This is a genomic window from Mucilaginibacter boryungensis (assembly GCF_015221995.1).
Taxonomy (GTDB): domain Bacteria; phylum Bacteroidota; class Bacteroidia; order Sphingobacteriales; family Sphingobacteriaceae; genus Mucilaginibacter; species Mucilaginibacter boryungensis.
The window spans coordinates 1189236-1206426 of record NZ_JADFFM010000002.1 but is presented as its reverse complement, the minus strand read 5'-3'; the positions used below and the strand labels follow the sequence as shown (position 1 = coordinate 1206426).

Annotated in this window: 15 protein-coding genes; 9 read left to right on the top strand and 6 right to left on the bottom strand. The window is 43.3% G+C overall.

The features are described from left to right. Nucleotides 1-6: 6 nt before the first annotated feature. Entirely contained in the window at nt 7-2181 is a 2175-nt protein-coding gene (locus IRJ18_RS18230; protein WP_194107724.1) for a carboxy terminal-processing peptidase, read from the bottom strand. A 368-nt stretch (nt 2182-2549) separates the two neighbouring features. On the opposite strand from IRJ18_RS18230, the gene IRJ18_RS18225 reads away from it, so the two are divergent. The 7 genes from IRJ18_RS18225 (at nt 2550) to IRJ18_RS18195 (ending at nt 8588) form a co-directional block, all read left to right on the top strand. Further along, nucleotides 2550-3017, top strand: a complete 468-nt coding sequence (locus tag IRJ18_RS18225; RefSeq protein WP_194107723.1) for a response regulator transcription factor — start codon at nt 2550-2552, stop codon at nt 3015-3017. A gap of 113 nt (nt 3018-3130) precedes the next feature. Beyond that, on the top strand, nt 3131-3643 hold the full coding sequence (locus IRJ18_RS18220; RefSeq protein ID WP_194107722.1) for a DUF4199 domain-containing protein: 513 nt from the start codon (nt 3131-3133) through the stop codon (nt 3641-3643). A gap of 11 nt (nt 3644-3654) precedes the next feature. Beyond that, nucleotides 3655-4035 (top strand): VOC family protein, encoded by a 381-nt coding sequence (locus tag IRJ18_RS18215; protein WP_194107721.1) that lies wholly within the window; start codon nt 3655-3657, stop codon nt 4033-4035. Between the two features lie 118 nt (nt 4036-4153). Further along, nucleotides 4154-5527, top strand: a complete 1374-nt coding sequence (rmuC, locus tag IRJ18_RS18210; protein WP_194107720.1) for a DNA recombination protein RmuC — start codon at nt 4154-4156, stop codon at nt 5525-5527. Nucleotides 5528-6224: 697 nt separating this feature from the next. Continuing rightward, nucleotides 6225-7292 (top strand): thiamine-phosphate kinase, encoded by a 1068-nt coding sequence (gene thiL, locus IRJ18_RS18205; RefSeq protein ID WP_194108278.1) that lies wholly within the window; start codon nt 6225-6227, stop codon nt 7290-7292. A 72-nt stretch (nt 7293-7364) separates the two neighbouring features. Continuing rightward, nucleotides 7365-8081, top strand: a complete 717-nt coding sequence (locus IRJ18_RS18200; RefSeq protein WP_194107719.1) for a TMEM175 family protein — start codon at nt 7365-7367, stop codon at nt 8079-8081. Between the two features lie 9 nt (nt 8082-8090). After that, the gene (locus IRJ18_RS18195) at nt 8091-8588 is read left to right on the top strand and encodes a GNAT family N-acetyltransferase (protein WP_194107718.1); all 498 of its coding nucleotides are present in this window, start codon (nt 8091-8093) and stop codon (nt 8586-8588) included. Between the two features lie 68 nt (nt 8589-8656). On the opposite strand, the gene IRJ18_RS18190 is transcribed toward IRJ18_RS18195, so the two are convergent. Both IRJ18_RS18190 and amaB read right to left on the bottom strand, forming a co-directional pair. Then, nucleotides 8657-10336: a S8 family serine peptidase gene (locus tag IRJ18_RS18190; protein WP_194107717.1), complete on the bottom strand. Its 1680-nt coding sequence runs from the start codon at nt 10334-10336 to the stop codon at nt 8657-8659. A 94-nt stretch (nt 10337-10430) separates the two neighbouring features. Beyond that, nucleotides 10431-11975, bottom strand: a complete 1545-nt coding sequence (amaB, locus tag IRJ18_RS18185; RefSeq protein ID WP_194108277.1) for an L-piperidine-6-carboxylate dehydrogenase — start codon at nt 11973-11975, stop codon at nt 10431-10433. Between the two features lie 230 nt (nt 11976-12205). Between amaB and IRJ18_RS18180 the strand changes: the two genes are divergently transcribed. Together IRJ18_RS18180 and IRJ18_RS18175 are read left to right on the top strand one after the other, a co-directional pair. After that, nucleotides 12206-13612 (top strand): tetratricopeptide repeat protein, encoded by a 1407-nt coding sequence (locus IRJ18_RS18180; protein WP_194107716.1) that lies wholly within the window; start codon nt 12206-12208, stop codon nt 13610-13612. 149 nt (nt 13613-13761) lie between these two features. Continuing rightward, a complete protein-coding gene (locus tag IRJ18_RS18175) occupies nt 13762-14529 on the top strand; it encodes a phosphosulfolactate synthase (protein WP_194107715.1) in 768 nt (255 codons plus the stop codon). A 50-nt stretch (nt 14530-14579) separates the two neighbouring features. Here the strand turns inward: IRJ18_RS18175 and IRJ18_RS18170 are convergent, their stop codons facing one another. The 3 genes from IRJ18_RS18170 to IRJ18_RS18160 are packed head-to-tail and all read right to left on the bottom strand — an operon-like array spanning nt 14580 to nt 17156. Beyond that, nucleotides 14580-16025: a hypothetical protein gene (locus IRJ18_RS18170; protein WP_194107714.1), complete on the bottom strand. Its 1446-nt coding sequence runs from the start codon at nt 16023-16025 to the stop codon at nt 14580-14582. After that, complete coding sequence (locus IRJ18_RS18165) at nt 16006-16581, bottom strand: hypothetical protein (protein ID WP_194107713.1); 576 nt, start codon at nt 16579-16581, stop codon at nt 16006-16008. The genes IRJ18_RS18170 and IRJ18_RS18165 overlap by 20 nt, the downstream gene beginning before the upstream one ends. Then, complete coding sequence (locus tag IRJ18_RS18160) at nt 16578-17156, bottom strand: RNA polymerase sigma factor (RefSeq protein ID WP_194107712.1); 579 nt, start codon at nt 17154-17156, stop codon at nt 16578-16580. Before IRJ18_RS18160 ends, IRJ18_RS18165 begins: the two co-directional genes overlap by 4 nt. Between the last annotated feature and the right edge of the window lie 35 nt (nt 17157-17191).

Sequence of the window (17191 nt, the reverse complement as noted above, 5' to 3'; positions counted from 1 at the left end):
TATAAATTACGGGTGCATTACGCGTGTGTATTTATTATCAAAGGTAATATAGTCGGTCAGTATTTGGCCGGCCTCTGTTTTCAGAAAGTCAAGATCAGTTTTGTTTTTGGCGCTTGGCATGGCTTTGTCGGCTTGCTTGGCAGTTTCGCCTTTTTTAAGCGGCGGTAATCCTAAAGCTATGCGTTTTAAATTAGTGCGTTCAAACGTTTTTTGGTCGTCGGCTTCGCGCTCTTTTTTCAAAGCAGCTTCGTTCAAAGTGGTGCTTTTTTCCTCATCGCGCTTTTTGTAATCCGCAATGTCTTCCAGCAGGTACTTATAGTTAGGGTTTGTAGCCATACGTTCCTCGTGCTGTTTATTCAGTTTAGGCAGTATGCTTGAAAAATCGCCAACTTTAGTATAATTACTTTTGTTGATCATATCAAAAGGCAAGGCTGATGGTTCGGTATCCTCACCATACTTATCCATTGGGATAACCGAAGGGAACGTTACATCGGGCATTACGCCTTTGTGCTGGGTTGAGCTGCCGCTAATGCGGTAAAACTTAGCGATAGTGAGGTTCAATTGACCAAAATTGCTTTGGCTGCCAGTTGCAACCTTCGCCGGTGTGCCCGACCCTTTTCTGATCAAACTGGACAATAGGTTTTTAACATCGGGACTGATCACCTTATCCAGGTCGATAGCATTTTGTACGGTACCCTTGCCATAGGTTTGTGTGCCGATGATCAATCCCCGACCGTAATCCTGTATCGCGCCCGAGAATATTTCTGATGCTGAAGCACTAAAGCGGTCAACCAGTACAGCTAATGGGCCGTTCCAGGCTATAGCCGGGTCCTCGTCTTCATCTACTTCTACCTTATCGCGTGTATCGCGCACTTGCACAACCGGGCCCGTTTTAATGAACAGGCCTGTTAATTCAATGGCTTCCATTAACGATCCGCCACCATTCTGGCGCAAATCTATCACTACACCGTCAACATTGGCCTTTTTCAGGGTGTCCAAAATCAGGCGCACATCGCGGGTGGTGCTTTTATAGTTAGGGTCGCCGGCTTTATAGGCGTTAAAATCTACATAAAATGCCGGTACGGATATAATACCAATTTTAACCTGCTTACCATTGCTGTTGTAGGTTTTTATCTCTTTTTGTGCCGATTGGTCTTTAAGGATGATCTTCTCGCGCACCAGTTCAACGATCTTAGGTTTATCCGTTGCCGATTTACCCTTTGGTAAAATCTTCAGGCGTACAATGGTGCCTTTGCTGCCACGTATTAAAGCAATGGCATTCTCAATCCGCCAGCCAATAACATCGCTAAACTCGCCGTCTTTACCCTGGGCTACCCCAATTATACGGTCGTCAATATCAATCTGCTTGCTTTTATCGGCAGGGCCACCCGGAACTATGGTTTTAATCGTTACATAATCGTTAACGGTTAATAGTGTAGCACCAATACCTTCCAGCGAGCGCGACATATCGATATTAAAATTGGCTGCGTTGGCCGGGTTAAAATAGTTGGTATGCGGGTCGATAGTTTCGGTGAAAGCATCCATAAAAATCTGGAACACATCCTGATTATTCAGCTTGTTCGAATTGCTTAACAGGTCTTCATACCGTTTTTTCAATTTGGTGCGGTTAGCTGCCATATCAGGGCTGGCCAGCTTCATGTTCAACAAGTCGTATTTTACGCGCTGGGTCCATAAAGCATCCATATCGGCTTGCGATGCAGCCCAGGGCAATTTATCCCGATCATAAGTAAATGTTTCATTTTTATTAAAATCAAAGTTTTTATCAACCTGCGCCAGCGAGTATTTTACACGCTCGTTATAACGCTTTTGGTAAACGTTAAAAATATAGAAGGCGTCGTTCAGGTTACCTTCTTTCAGGTCGTCATCCAGCACGGTTTTGTACTTTTGAAAATCGGCAATGTCCGATGCCAGCAAATAGTTATGGTTCTCATCCAGCGATTTAACGTATTTATTAAAGATCAGTGTAGAGATAGAATCGTTCAGCGGTACCTTCTTGTAATTATAGCCCGATATTAATTGGGTTACCGTTTTACAAACTACGCTCTGCTGCTCATCCGGCTGTATATCGTTTGATCCGGGTACTCTGACAACTTTGTGCGGCGCCGCTTTACATGCCAATGCTGCGCCAAGTATCAGTACTATATATAATTTCTTAAACATATCCTTTGTTGTCTTTAAATCAGGGTTAATATTAAACATCAATAGTTGTGCCTTTATTGTTACTTGCTAATGTAAAAAAAGAAAGACAGCCTGTTAGCGCCGTCTCTACATTCAATAACAATAATACAAATTATGTTTTATTATTTTAATAATGGCAAAAGTATTTTACACAGGGATAACCAATGCCAATACTGTGTAGCATAACCTTTACACGGTTTAGCAGATAACCGGTAAATTTTGATGTTTTTCGCATACAACTTTATAAAATGGAAGCCAGCGAATGATCGGGAAAAACAGATTTGGTAATGTCTGAAAATAGATAGAAATTGCTGGAAGATAACACGTTTTACTGTCACTCCAAATCACGTATGGCTTTCCGGATAATAACAAAGAACAGGCAAATTATACTTTATGGGGTATCGCTTGCGCTGTTATTAGTGTTATTGAAATGGCTGGAATGGCACTTTATTATTATTGGCCATGCTTTTGAAATTTATGCCAGCGCTATAGCTGTTATTTTTACCGCGCTGGGCATATGGCTGGCTATCAAGTTAATTACCCCCAAAGTAAAAACGGTGATAGTTGAAAAAGAGGTATTTGCAAATACGGATTTTGTTTTAAACCAGGCCGAAGCAACCCGCCTGCGCCTAAGCACCCGCGAACTGGAGGTTTTGCAATTAATGGCCAATGGTTTAAGCAACCAGCAAATTGCGGAGCGGTTGTTTGTATCGTTAAACACCATAAAAACGCATGCCTCAAATTTGTTTATCAAACTGGAAGTAGAGCGCCGTACACAGGCTATTGAGACAGCAAAACGCTTAGGACTGATACCCTGATACGCATCATTCTTTAGTATGATAAACTGCCTTTTTTTAAAATCACCCGAAAGTATGACCCGAAAAACTATTGCATAACTCAACTTTGACTGAAATTTAAACCCAATAACAAAATGAAAAAATTAATAATTACCTGCGGCATCATCAGCGGTTTGATAGCCGGACTTTGGGGCACATTTAGCGAACTCGTATTACCTAAAAGTACCAGTATGGATATGAGGCTGCTGCTGGGGTATACCTCAATGATTGTGGCCTTCTCACTCATTTTTGTAGCCATTAAAAATTACAGGGATAACTTCGGCAGCGGTCATATCAGTTTTGGCAAAGCTTTAAAAATAGGCTTGCTCATCACCCTCATCGCATCTACCGTATACTTAATAGTATGGCTGGTGGGTTCACACTTCCTTTACCCCAACTTTTTAGAGAACTACATGGCGCAGTTAAAACACGAAATGCAGGCCCAGGGAAAAAGCGCGGCAGTTATTAACCAAAAGATGGCCGAAATAGCCCAGTTCAATAACCCGGTATATAAAGTGCTGGGGATTTATGCCGAAATTGTACCGGTTGGTGTGGTAATATCATTAATAGCCGCACTTATCCTTAAAAACAAACTGAAAACAACCTAACATATAAATTTATGAAAAAAGTAACAGGCATTGGCGGTGTATTTTTTAAAAGTGATAATCCCAAAAGCATGAACGAATGGTACGCCAAAAACCTCGGCTTGCCTACTGGCGCATACGGAACAACCTTTGAGTGGCTGGAGGCCGACGATCCATCTAAAAAAGGTTCTACCTCATGGTGCGCGTTTCCGCAGGATACCAAATATTTTAATCCGTCGGTAAAACCGTTCATGATCAACTACCGGGTAGAAAACCTTGTGGCGCTGTTAGACGAATTAAAAAAGGAAAACGTGACCATTGTTGACGAGGTTGCCGAATATGATTATGGCAAGTTTGTCCATATACTTGACCCGGAAGGGAACATTATTGAGCTTTGGGAGCCAAAAGATGATTAGCGTACAGTAACCGGCTTATTACCCCTGGTATAATCAGCTAAAAATGCGATTACTATAATTAATAGCACGCGTGGTATTTTCAACTTTCTTTGTTAAATTTGCTAATATTTTTATCAAAATGGATGCGATAATATTGGCGGGTGCTATTGTTATTTTACTAATTGCGGTAGTACTATTTATAAAAAAGCCGAAAGCAATGGACAGTCTTTCGGCAGATGAGTTGTTACGTTTAAAGGCCGAGAACGACCAGCTTAAAATAAGCGTAGCCCGTGCCGAAGAGCGCGCTACGAGCTTAACGCTTGAACGGGATAAAACCGACTTGCACCTGCAGGATGAACGCCTGCGCTACGAGGCCAACCTGCGCGAACTGAACCAGGAACTGGTAGCTGAGAAGGGCCGGATGGCTAAAGCCGAAGAATCGTTTAAAGCCCAGCGCGAACGGTTGGCCGAGCAGGAATTGTACATGCAGGAAATTCAGCAAAAGTTTAAGCTGGAGTTTGAAAATGTGGCTAATAAGTTGCTGGAAGAAAAATCGCAAAAGTTTACGGAGACGAATAAAACCAATCTCGATCTGTTGTTAAACCCGTTAAAGGAAAACATTAAGCAGTTTGAAGAGAAAGTGGAAAAGGTTTACAAAGCCGAATCGGACGAGCGAAATGTATTGAAGGGGGAAATTTCCAAACTGATGGAGCTGAACAAACAGATAAGTGAAGAGGCCAATAACCTTACCCGCGCGCTGAAAGCTGACACCAAAAAACAGGGCAACTGGGGCGAGGTGATACTTGACCGCCTGCTGGAAGCATCGGGTCTGCTGGAAGGTGAAAGCTATACCAAGCAGGGCAAAGGCCTTAATTTGGCTGATGAGGAAGGCAACCGTTTCCAACCCGATGTAATTATTAACCTACCGGATAACAAACACATTGTTATTGACTCGAAAGTATCCTTACTGGCTTACGAACGCCTGGTAAACTGCGAGCTTGAGGAAGAGCGCGAAACACATTTAAAACAGCATATCATTTCTATTAAAAGCCATATTAACGGACTTGGTGGTAAAAATTACCAAGACCTTTACGGCATTAACTCGCCCGATTTTGTTTTGCTTTTTGTGCCGATAGAATCATCCTTTGCCATAGCTATACAAAAGGATATTGAACTTTTTGACTTTGCCTGGAACAAAAAGGTAGTGCTGGTTACGCCTTCAACCCTGTTAGCTACCCTGAAAACGGTAGCCTCTATTTGGAAGCAGGAACAGCAAACCCGCAACGCTATTGATATTGCCACCAAAGCAGGCGCGCTGTACGATAAGTTTGTAGGCTTTATTAACGATCTGAAAAAGATTGGCGATAACATAGACCGTTCTAAAGATGCTTACCAGGATGCTTTTAATAAACTATCTGCAGGTAGCGGCAACCTGATTGGCCGTGTGGAAACATTGCGCAAGCTGGGGGCCAAAACAACCAAGCAAATAGACCAGAAGTTTATTGAGGAATAATTAATTCATATTACCGTTGACTTTAGTCAACGGTAATTATTTGGCATGCCGTTGTTGTCACTAACAACTAACCCATGGGCCACGGGCATGCTATTGGAGGCAACTCCAACAGCTGCTTACACCATCTTGAATTTCTATTCCTCCTGGGCATTACCGTGCGGGCATATCTTTTACAGACACTGATGCCATTGTTGGTGTTGTCACCAACAACTAATTCACCGCGGCATACAAAGCTGTTGGAGACAACTCCAACAGCGGCTACAGCAAATAGACCAGAAATTTATTGAGGAATAATATTTTTATATAAACACAAGCAGCTGATTTATTGTAGCATCTGTACAAAAAGTAATTACTTAAATTTATTTATTATTATTCGATAAGCCCGGTAATTTATTCCAAATTATTCAAAAAATTCGCTTTTTATTCGCCCTGAAATTTAGTATATTGTAGTAAGTTCTTTGAAAGCTAACCGCGTGTTTAAAAGGCCGCCTGATACTCAAATTTAACCGGAATAGGCCGATACTTCACCCAATAGACGAGGTTAAGGCCGCATAAATATTAGCGCTGAACACCGGTTATTTACAGTCAACCATCAGAAAAATCTTATAGCGACACCTGGATTTTAAGTCAAGGGCAATGATTTTTATAACAGCCAAATTAAAACGCCTCTTAAGTTTTGTACTTTTGCCAAATGGATATGTTTAATAATAAAGGAACAACAGGGATTGAACAATTAGGCGAGTTTGGCCTGATAGACCACCTGACCAAAAATATAGAAATAAAGCAAAAGGGCACTATAAAATCGGTTGGCGATGACGCCGCCGTGCTTGATTTTAGCGGCAAAAAAGTATTGGTATCCACCGATATGCTGCTGGAAGGCATCCACTTCGATTTAGCTTATACCCCTTTCAAGCATTTGGGCTACAAAGCCATACAGGTAAACCTAAGCGACGTGTACGCCATGAACGGCACGCCGGCGCAGGTAACAGTTTCTATCGCAGTATCCAGCAAGTTCCCGCTGGAGGCTATTGAGGAATTATACCAGGGCATTTACCTGGCCTGCGATAAATATAATGTTGATCTGGTAGGTGGCGATACCTCTGCATCAAAACAGGGGCTCATTATCAGCGTAACCGTTTTAGGTTATGCCGATGAAAAGGATATTGTTTACCGCAACACCGCGCAGGAAGGCGACCTGATCTGCGTATCGGGCGATTTAGGCGGGGCCTACACCGGCCTGCAATTGCTGGAGCGCGAAAAACTGGTTTACCTGGAAAACCCGCAAATACAACCCGACCTGGAAGGCAAGGATTACATTATAGAGCGCCAGCTAAAACCTGAGGCCCGAAAGGATATTATTGAATTGCTGAAAGCCTGGGAAGTATTGCCAACTGCTATGATCGACGTATCGGACGGATTGGCATCAGAAATTCTGCATATCTGCACCCAAAGTAATAAAGGCTGCAATTTATACGAGGAGAAGATACCTATTGACCCGATGACCTATGATACGGCACGCGATTTTAACCTTGACCCCACCGTGTGTGCCTTAAGCGGCGGCGAAGACTACGAATTGCTGTTCACTATAAAACAAGCCGACTACGATAAGATCAAAAACCACCCCGATATCAGCATCATCGGCCATATTACCGAGGCCGCAGCCGGCCGCAACCTGGTTACAAAAAGTGGCATGGTACATGAATTGAAAGCACAGGGATGGAACGCGTTTAAGGGGCCGCAAACAAATACCCAAGGGGCAGAATAGGAATAAATGGGTTGCTGGACAAATTGCCACTTTTCCAAAATCGAACAATAAATATTATCTTCCCGCTACGTTATGAAAACTGTAAAGCACGAAGATAAAGATCTGAAGAAGGAGTTCCAGATTGAGCGGCTGGTGTTGTTTAGCGATGCTGTATTTGCCATTGCAATTACCTTGTTGATTATTGAAATAAAAGTACCGGAGCTTAATCTTGCCGAGTTAAGAAGAAACAACCCCGAGTTTATCCAGCATCCGGATAGGGCTTTGCTTGAACTGCTGAGCAGCGAAATGTTGGCCAAGTTTATTGGCTTTGTAGTAAGTTTTGTTGTAATTGCTTTATACTGGATAAACCACCACCTGTTGTTCGGTATGCTGCACAATTATAGCCGTAAGTTAATTTGGGCTAACCTGCGTTTTTTGTTCACCATTGTGCTGATGCCTTTTACTTCGGCATTTTACAGTGATTATTGGATGAGCGGACTAATTACCCCTATCGCATTTTATTCCATTAATATTTTACTTAGCGGGTTAACCATTTTGCAATTATGGCGCATGATAACCAACCCGGCTAATAATTTATGTGTTTCGCCGCCGCCACCCGCATTGGTATCGTATTACAAGGCGCGATCTTTAACTGCCGCTATCGTATTTATGGTATCGTTTGGCATTGCCTATATTAGTGTAAACTGGGCTTATGGTACGCCTATCATTATCCCGCTTGTAATGTGGGGGATCAAAGCATATTATCGTAAAAAAGCCCCCCAAATTTTCACTAAAGGATCAGACCATTAACTTTTTATAATGTATACTATACGAAAGGCCACCGTTGCAGACACCGAGACCATCCGGCACCTTGCCGAAGAAACCTGGTGGCCCACTTATGGCCCAATATTAGCCAAAGAACAGATTGCCTTTATGCTGACTGAAATATACTCAGCTGAGAAAATAAGCAGGCAGCTGGAAACAGGCGAGCAAACCTTTTTATTATTACTGGAAGATGATGAGCCCGTGGCTTTTGCCGCTTATTCGCCACGAGAAGAAGACCCCGAAATATTTAAACTACACAAACTATACTGCCTGCCCAAAACCCAGGGCAAAGGTTATGGCAAGGTTTTAATTAACGCGGTTATTGAACAGGTGCGTAAAGCCGGTAAACACACTTTGGATTTGAATGTAAACCGCCATAATAAAGCATTGACCTTTTACCAGAAAATGGGTTTTGAACCGGTGTATGAAGAAGATATCGCCATTGGGCCATATTGGATGAACGACTTTGTTATGCGCAAACACTTACCTTAGTAAGCAGTCTCTATACCCCAAGCATAAAAAAGCCCCGGTAGAAATTTGCCGGGGGCTTTTATAACAGCCTATCGTTCTGCCGGTAATTTAATGTTGGTTTTGCTAATATCTTTCCGCTCGCCTTTCATTTTCGAGGCTGCAAGCAATGCGTCGTACGCATTTACAATGCCCCCGGTTTTGCTCAGGGTGCTAAAATCAACTTTTTCGGTTTTACTACCGGGTTTCAATACCATTAAGCCCGTTAACGGGTGTGCCGATTGCAGGATAGCTTCTTTAATTTGTTTAGAACTTAAATTTGGATAGTGCGCTAATATTAGCGCAGCAATACCTGCGGTAATTGGCGATGCAAAGCTGGTGCCGTCCTCTGTATTTGTTTCATCATCCATGGTAACCGATGTTACCTTTACGCCCGGCGCGAAGATATCTACATTCTTTTTGCCGTAGTTACTAAAATCGGCAGCCAGCTTCTCATTCTTACGCGGGCCAGAGGCGCCAACGTTAATTACGTTATCAGCGTCTGCGGATGACCCATCTTCAAAAGTATCGTTCGGGTAATCCGGTTTAGCGTCTACATCTTGATTATCATTGCCTGCAGCCGATACCAGCAGCACATCGTGCGCGGCGGCATATTTAAATGCGGCATCAACCCAATCTTTATGTGGTGATATCTTTTTACCGAAGCTCATGTTGATGATCTGTGCGCCGTTATCTACCGCGTAGCGGATGGCGTTGGCAATATCCTTGTCATACTCGTCCCCGTTAGGCACAGCTTTAATGGCCATAATACGCACGTTATCGGCCACACCATCAATACCATAGCCATTGCCCCGCACAGCGCCTATAAAGCCCGCTACCATGGTACCGTGCATAGCGTCGGCAAACTTTAGTTGGTTGCTGCCATATTTCTTATCATTGAAATTATCCGGATCATCGCCTACTATGCGTTTGCGCGCGTCAAGATCGGGCGTAATATCGTTGTTCAGCTTGGTCATATAGTCGTTCAAATCTTTAATGATCTTGGCGCTGTTTGAAGTTGGGCCTTCTTCCTGAAAGAAAGACGCCCAAACATTCTTGCATTCCTTAACCGTATCATTAGGGTTGGTGATCTTGTCCAGATCCTTCATGTTAAAGGTATCGCCGGGTTTTAAATGCAATTCGCGTTTAATATAGCCACTGGTGCCTACCAAAACATTCATTAGCGGGGCAAGTTGCTGCAATTCATTTGTCGATTTTGCCAGGGTCGAATCGTGCGTGGCTTTTACTTTCAACCAGTAAGCATATTCTTTAGTGTTTGCTGCTGTTGTAGCCGCATTTAAATATTTACCCTTTAGTTTGTTGTACTCGCGTATCTCTTCAGTAGTCTCGGTGTAATCGCATTTACCGCCGGGGCCACCTAAAAAGTTCCAGCCGTGTATGTCGTCGATATAACCATTGTGATCGTCGTCAATACCGTTGCCGGGAATTTCCTTTGTATTAGTCCAAAGTATACTTTTCAGGTCTTTTTGCAAGGTATCTATACCGCTGTCAATAGTAGCTACAACAATAACTTTGCTTTTTTTGCCTTTCAAAAACTCGTACGCCCGGTTAAGACTGATACCATAGTAGCCATCAGCTTTCAGGTCCATCGTATGCCAGTTTTTGAGTGCTGGTGGCGGGAGGACAACAGGTATTGCCTGTGCTTTTACGCTGATATTTATAGATAGCGCGGCAATAAAAGTGCCCGCTAAAACACTTTTTATTAAATTCATTTATACGTTTTTAGTCAGTTAATCAATTATCTAAAAATAGGTGATATCCCTATTCCTGTTATCACCCTAATCAGGGGAAATTTGTTTTTTATGCTTACAGGTCAAATTTTATACCCTGTGCTAAAGGTAACGTAGTGCTGTAATTTATAGTATTGGTTTGCCTGCGCATATAAACTTTCCAGGCGTCCGATCCGGATTCCCTGCCGCCACCTGTTTCCTTTTCACCACCAAACGCCCCGCCAATTTCCGCACCCGATGTGCCGATGTTCACATTAGCTATCCCACAATCTGAACCTGCATAGGACAAGAATTGTTCGGCCTGGCGTAAATTATTGGTCATTATAGCCGATGATAAACCCTGCGGCACACCGTTTTGCAGCGCAATGGCTTCATCCAGCGTTTTGTATTTGATGAGGTATAATATCGGTGCAAAGGTTTCGTGCTGCACAATAGCAAAGCTGTTCTCTACCTCGGCAATGCAGGGTTTCACATAACAGCCAGATTCATATCCCGCACCTTCCAGTTTACCGCCTTTAACCACAAACTTGCCCCCCTCGTTTTTGCATTTGACAATGGCATCCAGGTATAGTTTAACCGCATCTGCATCAATCAGCGGGCCCATGTGATTATGTTCATCCAGCGGGTTTCCTATGCGTATCTGGGCGTAAGCCTTAACTAATTTCTGCTTAAAGCTTTCGTACACACTTTCGTGGATGATCAACCGGCGGGTAGTTGTACACCGTTGTCCGGCAGTACCCACCGCGCCAAACACTGCCCCTATCAGCGCCATATCCAGGTTGGCATCCTCTGTAATAATTATCGCGTTATTGCCACCCAGTTCCAGCAGGCTTCTACCTAACCTGCCCGCCACTGCAGTCGCCACAGCCTTACCCATGCGGGTCGATCCGGTTGCCGACACCAACGGTACACGGGCATCATTAGCCATCAGTTCGCCAACCTCGCGGTCGCCAATTACCAGGCACGATACGCCGTCGGGTATGTTATTCTGTTTAAACACCTCCTGTACAATATGCTGACAGGCTATAGCAGTTAATGGTGTTTTTTCCGATGGTTTCCAAATGCAGGTATTACCGCAAACCCAGGCCAGCGCCGCATTCCAGCTCCACACTGCTACCGGGAAATTAAAGGCCGATATAATGCCTACCACACCCAGCGGATGGTACTGTTCGTACATGCGGTGTTGTGTCCTTTCCGAATGCATAGTCAATCCATATAACTGGCGGCTTTGCCCAACAGCAAAATCGCAAATATCTATCATCTCCTGTACCTCGCCCCAGCCTTCCTGCAGGCTTTTGCCCATCTCGTAGGATACCAGCCGGCCAAGGTCGTCTTTATATTTTCGCAAGGCATCGCCTACCTGGCGAACGATCTCGCCGCGTTTAGGTGCAGGCATTGTTCGCCATACTGTAAATGCCTGCTGTGCGGCGTTTACTGCTTGCTCATAATTGGCTGTTGTAGCCATTTTTACAGAGGCAATAACCTTTCCATCAACCGGCGAGGTTATTTTTTTAACAGTTGCACCGGCGCTGCTGCCCCAGGTGCTGCCGCCTATACTAAATGCGTCGTTTTTGGCGTTAATATGTAAACGCTCTAAAATGGTGGATATATTAAAATTCATCATAGGTCAATTTTTCAAAGTTAGAATCTTACCCGCAAATTGCTGACCGTTTGCACGGCAATATCCTAAAATACTTTGCATTTATTATCAATTAGTTAACAATTTTACTTGTTAAAAACGTTGACATGTTGAAAACTTATTCATCCAAATGGAGCTTATTTAAGTAATTTAATCACAGGGAAGACTTCTAAATAAACTTTTCTGTTGTTTTTATATCTAATTAACGTTGCATGGAAGAAGATTTTGAATTTGATTTTAGCGAGGATCCGAAGTTCTCTGTCGAACGTTACGAAGAGATGATCCGAAATCATGATCAGTATTTTTTTGACGCGCAGGCGTTTGAAAACATTATTGATTATTATATCGAAAAGAACGATCCGGCCCGCGCCCTGCAGGTAACAGAATATGCCCGCAACCAGCACCCATTTGCCGCCATTTTTCTGATTAAACAGGCCCAGCTACTGGTAGTAAGCAACCGCATTGCCGAGGCATTAACCTGCCTTGAAAAGGCTGAGATGCTGGAAGCCAGTGATGCCGATATTTATATCATCCGTGGTAATTTATTTGAGAACCTGGAGCGGTTTAGCGAAGCTTTAGAGAACTACGAAAAAGCGCTTGACCTGGCCGAAGAAACCGACGATATTTTACTGCACATTGCCTACGTTTATCAAAACATGGGCGATTATGATACCGCCATTACCTACCTGAAACTGTGTTTGGAACAAAACATGGAGAACCAGGATGCTTTATACGAGCTGGCTTTCTGTTACGATGTGATGGACAACCAGGAGGAAAGCGTGCAGTTCTATCAGCAGTATATTGATAACGAACCGTACAGCTATGCGGCCTGGTATAATCTGGGCAATGCGTTTACCAAGTTAGGCCTGTTTGAAAAAGCGATAGATGCTTATGATTATGCCATCCTGATCAAGGACAGTTTTGCATCGGCTTATTTTAATAAAGGCAATGCGCTGGTAAACCTGGAGAAATACCAGGAAGCTATTGACGTGTACCGTCATACTTTTGAGTACGAACAACCCAATGCCGATACTTACTGCGCCATTGGCGAATGTTACGAGAAGCTGGAACAGATGGACGAAGCCCGGGCTTTTTACAAAAAGGCGGTAAAGATGGATAATAAGCTGGCCGATGCCTGGTTTGGGATAGGTGTAACGCTTGATTTTGAAGAGCGTTATTTTGAGGCTTTGCATTTCTATAAAAAAGCCTTAGACCTGGATATTGCCAATGCCGACTACTGGTTTGCCATTGCCGATGCCGAGTATAAATTAGGCCACTTGCCCGAAGCTGAAGCAGCTTACGAAAAAGTAGTGGAACTTAACCCGCTTGATGTGGACGCCTGGCTGGATTATTCATCTATCCTGTATGAACAAACCCGATTGGTTGATGCTATTGAGGTGATTGCCCAGGCTATAAAAAACAATCCCGAAGCGGCCGAACTGTATTACCGTATGGTAGCCTACCTGTTTGCCAAAGGCGAGTATAACGAGGCACTTAGTCAGTTGGAACTGGCCCTGGCATCCGACCCTGAGAAACATTATATATTGTTTGACTACTTGCCCCAATTGCAAAAAAATAAAGTGATACTGGATATTATTAACCGGTACGCCAATAAGTAGCTTTCCATAAAAAGCCTCCAGTTTAGTGGAGGCTTTTTATCTATAATCCTCGTTTATATAAGCCCTGTTACATCGTGCTTTCTTGTAAAGAAATAAAAGATATTTTATCTAAATTTGTTCAGTAAAACTTATTGTTATAGCTTATAACCATGAATTATATTATTAATAACTTGCCTGAGCGTACCGTTAAGCCGCGCCAAAGCGGCCTTACAATGGTAATGGATAAAGGCCTGAGCTTGCGTGGAGTGGAAGACCTGATAGAAACTGCTGGTGCTAATACTGATATTGTAAAGCTGGGTTGGGCTACATCCTACGTTACTCCAAATCTTGATGAAAAACTAAAGCTTTATCGCGAAGCTGGTATCCCTGTATATTTTGGCGGAACACTATTTGAAGCATTTATAGTACGCAACCAGTTTGATGACTATTGCCGCTTACTGGATAAATATAAATTGCAGCACGCCGAAGTATCTGACGGATCGATCACCATCCCGCACGATGTGAAATGTGAATATATCCACAAGCTAAAAAATCAGGTTACCGTAATATCTGAAGTAGGATCAAAAGACGTGCAAAAGATATTTGCCCCATACAAATGGATCCAGCTGATGAAGGCCGAACTGGAAGCCGGTAGCTGGAAAGTAATTGCCGAAGCCCGTGAAAGCGGCAACGTAGGCATCTACCGCGATTCAGGCGAGGTGCGTCAGGGCTTAGTGGATGAGATACTTACGCAAATACCCGAAGAAAGTATTATCTGGGAAGCTCCGCAAAAGCCACAGCAGGTGTGGTTTATTAAGCTATTAGGCGCCAATGTAAACCTGGGTAATATTGCTCCTGCCGATATGATCCCTCTGGAAACAATTCGTTTAGGGTTACGTAGCGATACTTTTGATCATTTTTTGGGGCAGGAGGTATAAACACAAAGGGCCGCATTTGCGGCCCTTTGTGTTTTATATAATGGAACGTATTATTGATCAAACTTTACGCTGCTGTAATTTGATTTGATAGTGATCACTTTATCGCTGCTGCCTTTGCCTACATGACCTTTGTAGGTTTGTGTAGTGCTCCAGCGGTGCTGATCATCTGACGGACTTTTGCTGATTACGCTTATGCCGTTATCGTAGCTGAAACCACCGTTGTGCACGGTAACGTCAAAGTCAGCGTTATCGTTGCTTAGCGAGCTTAATTTTACCGGGGCAAAGCTTGAATTAACCGACAGTGTTTTCAGCCCTTTACCCAGGTTGACAATTTGCAAGCCATCACCGTAGCGCACATTAATAGTACCCGATGTGCTGATGGTGCCAATTTTAGCTGGACTGGAGCTTATGTCGGCATTCAGCCTATCAGCCGATTGCAGGTTAAGGCTGCCGTAGGATACTTTCAAATCGCTGCCTACCAGGCTTTCAATATCGGCAGCGCCATAGCGTACTACAATATCGTTATCAGGATTTGTTAGCGCCTTAGCGGTAAGGTTACCCCAGCTGTTTCTAAGTGTTACTTTTCCTGATAGTTGTGGCAATATAACCGCGCCATAGCTGTTGGTAAGGCTTAACGAGCTTTTAGCCGGCATATACACCACGTAGTTAACCACAGTTTTGCGGATAGTTGTTTTACCATTGCTGGTCCAGGTGCCCCAAAAATTGTTTTTGTGGTCTTCGTCGCCAATTGTGGTGGTGAAACTAACATTATTGTTGTCTTTACTGTCCTTAATATTTACCTGGTCAAGCAGTTTTTGCGCGTCGGCATCTTCATTAGCATACGCTTTTATTTCTACATCAACTTTAACCTCGTTTTTGGCCCAGGTGTTTACGGTAACTTTGCCAAATTTATTTTCTATCTGTATTTTGTCGTTAGCATCGATATTATAGCTTTTGCTGTACGATTTTGTTTTTAGTTTGTATTCCCCGCTTTGTACTTTTTTATCTAAATCAGCATCCGATTTTTCAAAGTTGAAGTGCTGGCCAAAGTTCTGGAATTTCTTATCAAACCCTTTAAAAGCTTCTGCATAAACCTTGCTTTGTTCGGCATAGCGCTTGCGCATTTCTTCGCTGTTCTTTTTCATTTCCTCGGTACGCAGGGTGCTCATTTGCTTTTGCAGGTCGCGCATTTCTTCCTGTAGTTTCAGCATTTTTTTACGGTAGGTAGAGTCTTGTATACCCGCTAGGTCGAATGCCATGGCCATAGGTGCATTTATGCTTGCCAAACCATCTAAATGTGGTGCTATGTAGGTAAAAAGTGAACCATTAGTTGAAGCTAAACCAGAGCCATGTGCAGCCGCCGCAGGGGTTGGTGATTGTGCTATAGCCGGCGCATTAGAACCGGAAGAAGATGAGGATGATTGCTGTGCGTTACTTTTAACGCCGACAGCCATCAGGCAGGCAAGTGCCGCAATTTTATATACTCTTAGTTTCATGTTGTTGTTGATTTTTAAGTTCGTTAAATTGTTCAATTACGTTTAGTTGCTGGTTCAGCACCTCGGTTTGTATTTGCAAGTTCCGGATCATTGCACGTAAAACACGTTCCTGGTTGGGACTGGTAGCTAAATCATGATTTAGTTTTTTATAAGTAGAATCCATTTTGGCTATCTCGGCGCTAAACTCATGGTAAAGCTCGGGGTTAGATTTTGTAAGCGTTTTTAATTCGCTGCGTTTGGTTTGCACCAACGATGCATATTGCATGCGCTGTTTAGCAAACTCGGGGTTAATTGCTGCATAGTCAACAGTATTTGCCCTTTGGTTTTTTATATACAACACAAAGCTGATACACATTACCATGATGACGATGGCGGCCACCCGCAAAACATAGCCTAATGAAAAAGTTTTTGTCTCGCGTTTTTTAGGCAGCTCAATTACCGGCTGCTCTTCTGTAAATAATTTCGATTCAATGTTATCCCACAAACCTTCGCGTGGTTCCAGATCGTCAAACTCAACTTTATTGTTCCTGATAAAATCTTCTAATCGCTTGCTCATGCCACTAATCCTTTCTGTTTTAGTATTTCACTTAATTTTCTTTTCGCCCGCAAAAACTGTGTCCTGCTGGTGTTTTCACTTATATTTAGTATCTGCCCTATCTCTTCGTGATCGTACCCCTCCAGTAAATAAAGAGAAATTACTACACGGTAGCCTTCAGGCAATTCTTTCATGGCGGCTTTTACCCGTTCCACTTTGTAAAGCATTTCTTCCTGGTCGTCCGGTTCTTCATCGGCAATATTCTCCAGTTCCCCCTCTTCCAGTTCAGCCCATTCCATTTTGCGCTTGCGCAGCAGGTTTATGGAGCGGTGCACCACAATTTGTTTAAGCCATAAGCCAAATGTTGTTTCCTGCCTGAAATCCTTTATGCGGTTAAACGCGTCAAGGAAAGCTTCCTGCAAAACATCCTCGGCTTCGTCCATATTTCCAACCACCCTAAAGGCAATGTTCAACATTGCTTTAGCGTACAGCTTGTACAGCTCGAAACAGGCCTTTTTACTTCCTTGCTTGCACTCTGCAACAAGTTGATAGTGTTTGTCTATGTATACAGCTTCCAATTGTGAATCAGCTTTCATGTTAAATAGACGCAGGGAGTTTCCCGGCGTTGCAC